Here is a 6,212-nt window from a genome sequence, read left to right as displayed (position 1 = left end):
TCCTGGGAATCGTCATGACAGGGTTCATCGCCGCCCTGATGTCGAGCATAGACTCGGCTCTTACGGCCTCCGGGAGCATTGCCACCCTCGATATTTATAAAAATATGGTCCCCGCTAAAAGCGAACGCCATTTTATCTTAGTGGGGAAGATATTCATTATTCTTTTTGTGACCATCGCCTCCCTGTGGGCTCCCTTTATTGAGCAGTTCCCCACGCTTTGGGAATACCTGCAGGCGGTGCTCGCTTACCTTACGCCCCCGGTAGTCACCTGTTTTTTGGGCGGATTGCTTTGGAAGCGGGCCTCCGCCGAAGGGGCTTTCCATACCCTTCTGCTTGGCACTTTGTTCGCTTTCCTTATGATCATCAATAATTATGTCTACCCGGTCTGGGGAACCGTGCACTATCTTTATTCCGCCACCATCATCTTTATCTTCAGCTGCCTGGTAATGGCCGTTACCAGCGCCCTGCATCCCCGTACCCGGGCAGCCGGGCGTGAAAAAGAAGGTGCGCTGGGAACCATCCGTGAGATGGCGCACCATAAACAGCGTGCTGAAGAATACGGCGGCCCCTGGTATCTTTCTTCCAAAGGATTTGCTTTCTTTGTTTGTACGGCTACCTTGATACTTGTAATTTCCTTTTGGTAACCGATGCACCGCCAAGCCGATTGTTTATACATGATGAGCCTGTGACAGGACGTCCTGTGGTGCAAGAATAAGTTGTTTAATGACTCTGAGTTGCAGTTCTTTAAAATATAAACGAACATTACCATCGTTGTGACATCCGCGAAATGGCTTCGTATGCCGCCTTGAATATCAAAATGCTCGCTTAGCGCAGGACGACGTGCCACACATGTTTTTGTGGATTGGCTTGCTCACAGACAACTTTTCCCGGTTAGAAAACCGGTCTAAACAAATGTACACAAACGCATAAATTATGAACATAACCTGGGTTCGAACGAATTAAAAAGAAAAGTATAGCTGTTTTAAGCGCCCACGCTTGAAACAAGATAAGTGTGGACGCTTATTATAATCACGAGTTTTTTCTATGCAGAGCTTTGTTACTCTTGTCGAACTCTTGTTAACATACCCATTTGCTGCTATGAAAACGTTATTTCCCCTCTTTCTCATTTTGACTTCCGTGATCGCGATGGCGGCCATCACACCTGAAGTACAGGCCCAGTCACAGCAGGAGCCGCTGGGCGTGATGACCTACAACATTCGGTATGACAATCCCGATGATGCTCCCAATACGTGGGACAACCGCAAGGACCGAGTGACAAATCTCGTTAAATTTTACGAACCGGCCTTCCTGGGGACTCAGGAAGCGCTTTTCCACCAGCTTGAGGATATTGACCGTGCACTCACCGACTACCGGTGGATCGGCAAAGGCCGGAAAGACGGGAAGAAAGGCGGCGAATTTTCTGCAATTTTCTATGATCCCCGGAAGGTGGAGCTGGTTGCCGGCAGCGACAGTACGATCTGGCTTTCCAAAACGCCCGGCCAACCCAGCAAAGACTGGGACGCCGCCCTGCCCCGGGTCGTAACGTGGGGAGAGTTTGAGGTTAAATCCAGCGGGGACCGTGTCTTTGTTTTTAACACGCATTTTGATCACGTGGGGGAGAGGGCCCGCGCCGAAAGCGCTCAAATCATCATCGACACCATCGAAAAAATAGCGGGTGATCGGCCCGTCGTGTTGATGGGGGACTTCAATATCGTCGATGAAAGCAAACCCTATCAAATATTGACTTCTTCATCCATGGCAGATGCCATCCATACGTCCGAGCTCCCGCACGTGGGACCGGCCTTTACCGGCGGGGGATTTGAGGTGCAGATTCCCTCACAGGGCCGTCGGATCGATTACATCTTTACCAATAACGCAGTTGAAGTCCTCAAACACGCTACCATTACTTCTTTTCGGGAGGGCTATTATCCTTCGGATCATCTCCCGGTTTTTGCGGAAATACGGTTGAAGTAAGTTCAACTGTCATCGCTCCGCTCTGCCTTGGTTAAACGCCCGCGAACCTCTTCTGCGGACGCCTGATCCAGCCTGCCCGCCTCTTCTGCCCTGTCCACGGTCTGTTGCCCCAAAACGGTGTATAACATCCGTAGCTCCCGTTGATTACTCAACAGCTTTAGATGTTGGGTGACGGTTTCCACGTCACCACGGACAATCGGTCCGCTGATGGCCTCCGGGAAGGAGGTGGACTGAAGGTTCTGCAAGGTTGTGTCAATGAGCGGGTAAAGGGCCCCGCGGACCTGCTTCTTATCCAGTCCGCTCAGTCCGCCGGTCTCGGCTGCGGCGTCCAGCAGGGTTATAAGATAGTTGGAAGCGAACACGGCCGCAGCGTGCAGGTGGGATTTCTGTTCTTCGGTAACGATCAGTGTTTCGGCTCCCAGCAGCTGGGCCATGCGCTCGAGCAGCGGGAAGGCCGCGTCATCGCCCTGCAGGCTGAAATAAATATCATTAAAATCGCCAGCACCCGAATAGGCATTAAAGGTTTGCAGGGGATGCATGGAGGCGGTCCGGGCTCCTTTTTCTTTTAGTGCCTCCAAAAGAGCGGCGGATTCGTTGCCCGAGCAGTGGACAAACGTCCTGTCCGAGAAATCATCGCCGAGTGCGGACAGCCGGTCCGCAACCTCAGCAATCGCTGCATCCGTCACCGTCAGAAACACCACCTCCCCCAGTTGTCCCAATGAGGACGGAAAGGAGGAGGCCGTCGCTACTCTGTGCGTTTCGGCCATGGCCTTCAATTTTTTCCGGTTACGGCTGAATACGCTCCTCAGCTCGAGGTCATGACCGGCAAGAGCCTCAGTCAAGGCAGACCCCAGGGCTCCCAGGCCAATAACAGTTATTTCAATATCAGATATGTTCATGCTATATTATCTCCGTTGAATCCTTCTCCCGCAAAGACAGCCGGAGGTCCTGGCTGGCAGCCTCCTCCCGGTAAAGCTTCCGGGTTTTCGACATGTCCTTTTCTGTTTCCCGCATGATGTAAGAAAGGGTATTCATATGAAATATCTATCATGATTACTGATAAAATGCTATTGCCAACCAGTGTTCCCGGTATGCAAAACTACAAACTTTGGCTCTATTATTACTGTCCAGGTCTACGATAAACTCCGCTCCCTCCCGCTGCACACACACCTCGTTCATATTTAGCCGCAAACCCTGTCCCCGCAGCTTGACATACGCTTCCTTGATAGTCCACAGGCGGATGGTCGGAATATCGAGTCCGTTTCGCCGTTCGACGGGATGCATCATCCGTGCGCGTACCCGGTCGGAGACATTTCGATCCAGCGGTTCCACGTCAATGCCGATCGGCTCGCTCGAACTGAGTCCCCCAAATACCACCCGGTCGGTATGGGCGATGCTTGCTTCGAACCGTGATGAGGACGTTTCGGCAAAAGGATTTCCCAATTCATTTTTACTGACTATAAACGCTTCGCCCGGCACCCCCCACTCCCCGGCCAACTGCCTGAGCAGCCGCCGGGATGATGCGAACTCTCGCTTGCGCTTTTCATTATGAAATGACTCCAGTTCCCGCCGTTCTTCGCTGCTTAGCTGCTCCAGCAGTGTTGGCGTAAGCGCCTCGAGCTCTTGAAGGGCAAAGATGCTCTTAAACGGCGGTGAATCGGTCAATTCTGTAAGAATGTCGATCATATACAATGGTCCGGACTCAAACAAACTTTTTAATTATAAACAGCTATTTAAAGGAGCGCTTAAAAAACGGTTCTAATGGCCAATTAGTGTATTTTCGCTAATCCACCATCCTCATTTATGCCTTCCATGCGTCAGTTTTAAATGTACCCGGGGGTTAATATTGATCAGAATACCTGGCTTTTCAAAGATTCTATGCTTAAAGACTCCCAACAGTGTACTGTTTGCGCTTTTAAACCTACAAAATTACTGCTTTTATTCGATGATAAAAATTGATGATATAAAATTCAGCCCGCTTTCCCCATCCCCCCAATTTTTTGCCTAACCTTCTCATAAGGCATTGACCTGTAACATATGGGCCTCCTGGGTATTGCCCCTGCGCGGGATATGAATCACGGCGAACGTTGTCCCCCTGTTGCGTCACCTGGCAGAGGAATAAAATCCCCGCCGACAATTGGGATATAGAAAAAACTCACAATTCTCTGGCTAATTCCCTATTTTTAGCAACTTAAAATCATATAACTATATCAGAACAAAGTTTAGCCTTTTTTCCATGAGCAACACTGAATCTTCAGTAAGTGAACAACACGAAATTCGTCTCGAAAAACTCCAGGAACTTCGGGAAATGGGCGCGAATCCCTATCCCTACGAATTCGACGTCACCCATACCAGCCAGTACATCCTCGAGCATCCCGAGCTGATAAAACAGGACGAGCAGGACCCCGGCGAGGTTGAGCGGGTTTCGGTGGCGGGACGTATTATGACGCGCCGCATCATGGGCGGATCCACGTTTTTTAACCTTCAGGATTCCAGGGGGGAGATTCAGGTCTACCTCAGACGCAACGATGTGGGAGAAGAGACCTACAACACCATTTTCAAAAAACTCTCCGATATCGGGGATATTGTTGGCGTTAAAGGATATGTATTCAAAACCGGTACCGGCGAAACCACCGTCTACGCCGAAGAATTCCAGTTGCTCAGCAAGACGCTCCGTCCCATTCCGGTACCCAAGGAGGTGGAAGCGGAGAATGGAGAGACCAAAGTGTATGACGCATTTACCAATAAGGAACAGCGCTATCGCCAGCGGTACCTCGATCTGATCGTTAATCCCGGGGTGCGCGAGGTCTTTCAACAGCGAACCGAGATGGTTCAGGCGATGCGCAGCTTTATGAACGACGAGGGTTATATGGAAGTGGAAACGCCCATTCTGCAGCCTATCTACGGCGGCGCAACGGCCGAGCCGTTTGTGACGCACCACAATGCCCTCGACATGAAACTGTACCTGCGCATTGCCAACGAGCTGTATCTCAAGCGACTGATCGTCGGAGGTTATGACGGGGTGTATGAATTCTCAAAGGATTTTCGGAACGAGGGACTTTCCCGCTTTCATAATCCCGAGTTTACCCAGGTTGAACTGTATGTTGCTTACAAGGACTACAACTGGATGATGGATTTTGTGGAAGCGATGGTCGAGCACGTCACCAAATCGCTGCATGGCTCGACCAAAGTGACGGCAGGCAACCATGAAATAGACTTTCAGCGCCCCTGGCCGCGCATCCCCATGTTCGAGGCGATTGAAAAGGAAACCGGCAAAGACCTGTATGGCAAGGATCTTGAAGCATTGAAGGAAGCGGCCGGTGATCTGAATATTGAACTCGAGGAAAGCTTCGGAAAAGGAAAGATTATTGATGAAATTTTCGGCGAGTACGTGGAACCGAAACTCATTCAGCCGACCTTCATTACCGACTACCCCATTGAAATGAGTCCCCTCGCCAAAAAACATCGTGAAAAAGAGGGATTGGTCGAGCGTTTCGAGTGCATCTGCAACGGCAAGGAAATTGCCAATGCGTTCTCCGAGCTGAATGACCCGATTGACCAGCGGGAACGTTTTGAGGAGCAGGCGCGCCTGCGTGCCGATGGGGACGAGGAAGCCATGGCCCTGGATGAGGACTTCCTGCAGGCCCTCGAATACGGGATGCCTCCCACGGCGGGACTGGGTATCGGGATCGACCGGCTGGCAATGATTATGACGGATTCCGAGTCCATCCGGGATGTCCTGTTTTTCCCCCTGATGAAACCGGAAAAGTAGGTACTGGTTATTTGTTATTGGTTAATGGGCGGAAACGCTGGTAACAATGAAAATGAATCGGTATCAAATGATCCTTAATAAATAACCACGCCGCAATGAAATTCGAATGGTATCTGGCGCTCCGGTATTTTAAAGGCAAGCGCAAAGACTCGCGGTTCCTGAGTTTTATCAAAGCGATGGCGATTACCGGTGTGGCCGTCGGTTCGGCGGGACTGCTTATCGCCCTGTCGATCGTGCATGGTTTCAAATCCGCCATCGACGACAAGGTGCTGGGGTTTGCGCCCCACGTGACTGTCTCTACCTTCAGTGACCAACCGATCCTGCGATCGGATACGCTGCTTGCCGATCTCGCCGACTATCCCGTCATTCAGCAAGCCCAGGCGGTGGTAGAGGGACAGGCGATGGTGCAGTCGTCCGGGGAGGTTGCGGGCATCCTGGTGAAAGGGGTCGACGAGGAGGGGGATGT

Annotated in this window: 5 protein-coding genes and 2 pseudogenes; 4 read left to right on the top strand and 3 right to left on the bottom strand. The window is 51.2% G+C overall.

Annotation, left to right across the window (positions count from 1 at the left end; translation table 11 throughout):
• A pseudogene (locus ACESLU_RS10215) lies at positions 1 to 644 on the top strand (hypothetical protein); the annotation flags it as partial.
• A gap of 454 nt (positions 645 to 1,098) precedes the next feature.
• On the top strand, positions 1,099 to 1,974 hold the full coding sequence (locus tag ACESLU_RS10210) for an endonuclease/exonuclease/phosphatase family protein (protein WP_372638553.1): 876 nt from the start codon (positions 1,099 to 1,101) through the stop codon (positions 1,972 to 1,974).
• Between the two features lie 2 nt (positions 1,975 to 1,976).
• On the opposite strand, the gene ACESLU_RS10205 is transcribed toward ACESLU_RS10210, so the two are convergent.
• From ACESLU_RS10205 to ACESLU_RS10195, 3 genes are read right to left on the bottom strand one after another with little or no spacing between them, the layout of a single operon-like run.
• Positions 1,977 to 2,873 carry a Rossmann-like and DUF2520 domain-containing protein gene (locus ACESLU_RS10205; RefSeq protein WP_372638552.1) on the bottom strand — a complete coding sequence of 299 codons (897 nt, stop codon included), beginning with the start codon at positions 2,871 to 2,873 and terminating at the stop codon, positions 1,977 to 1,979.
• Between the two features lies 1 nt (position 2,874).
• Positions 2,875 to 3,009: a hypothetical protein gene (locus ACESLU_RS10200; RefSeq protein WP_372638551.1), complete on the bottom strand. Its 135-nt coding sequence runs from the start codon at positions 3,007 to 3,009 to the stop codon at positions 2,875 to 2,877.
• Positions 3,010 to 3,027: 18 nt separating this feature from the next.
• On the bottom strand, positions 3,028 to 3,660 hold the full coding sequence (locus ACESLU_RS10195; protein ID WP_372638550.1) for a 4'-phosphopantetheinyl transferase superfamily protein: 633 nt from the start codon (positions 3,658 to 3,660) through the stop codon (positions 3,028 to 3,030).
• A gap of 550 nt (positions 3,661 to 4,210) precedes the next feature.
• Between ACESLU_RS10195 and lysS the strand changes: the two genes are divergently transcribed.
• Together lysS and ACESLU_RS10185 are read left to right on the top strand one after the other, a co-directional pair.
• Positions 4,211 to 5,746, top strand: a complete 1,536-nt coding sequence (lysS, locus tag ACESLU_RS10190) for a lysine--tRNA ligase (protein ID WP_372638549.1) — start codon at positions 4,211 to 4,213, stop codon at positions 5,744 to 5,746.
• Positions 5,747 to 5,841: 95 nt separating this feature from the next.
• Positions 5,842 to 6,212 (top strand): annotated as a pseudogene (locus ACESLU_RS10185) (ABC transporter permease); the annotation flags it as partial.

It is taken from the genome of Fodinibius sp. (genome assembly GCF_041642155.1).
Classification (GTDB): Bacteria; Bacteroidota; Rhodothermia; order Balneolales; family Balneolaceae; genus Fodinibius.
Note: the sequence above shows the minus strand (reverse complement) of the source record. Positions and strands in the feature narration are given on the sequence as shown.